Source organism: Paenibacillus sp. GbtcB18, assembly GCF_019091125.1.
Taxonomy (GTDB): Bacteria; Bacillota; Bacilli; order Paenibacillales; family NBRC-103111; genus Paenibacillus_F; species Paenibacillus_F chitinolyticus.
The window spans coordinates 1-497 of sequence record NZ_JAGXJX010000075.1 but is presented as its reverse complement, the minus strand read 5'-3'; the positions used below and the strand labels follow the sequence as shown (position 1 = coordinate 497).

General features: G+C 32.0%; 1 protein-coding gene. It reads left to right on the top strand.

Annotated features, from left to right (window positions below):
* The coding region (locus tag KVT34_RS29565) for a hypothetical protein (protein WP_217563224.1) at nt 1-461 on the top strand (461 nt) is incomplete at its 5' end.
* Between the last annotated feature and the right edge of the window lie 36 nt (nt 462-497).

Genomic DNA, 497 nt, shown 5'->3' with positions numbered 1-497 from the left:
AAATGACTACTTTAAACGCATTATTTGAAACTCAAGATTCTTCTGTCTGGCTCAACTCACTACCTACTTATCAAAAAGAAATTGTATCTGAATTATTAGCTTCAAATACTCATGAAGGTGCTGCAAAGGCTTGGCTTGAGGCGTCTATTGGTAATACCTCTCCTTTTAGTGGTGAACAAAAACCAAAAAATGACTATTTCATGCTACTGAAAAAAGAATTATATAAATTATTTTGTGGTGATTCTAGATATGCTGCTCAAAGAGAAGAATTTACTCAATTAATTCAATCACCTGATAATAGAATGTTATTTGTTTCATCAATCTCAGCATTAATTGGTTCACAGGTCGGTTTAGCAGCAAGCTTTGTAGCCCCAGTTATTGTATTACTATTAATGACAATAGGAAAAACTACAGTAAATGCTTGGTGCGAATTAGAAGTCACATCTGTCTCAGAAAAATAATTATTTTAATTTATTTTTGAATCTTTTTAATCCCCC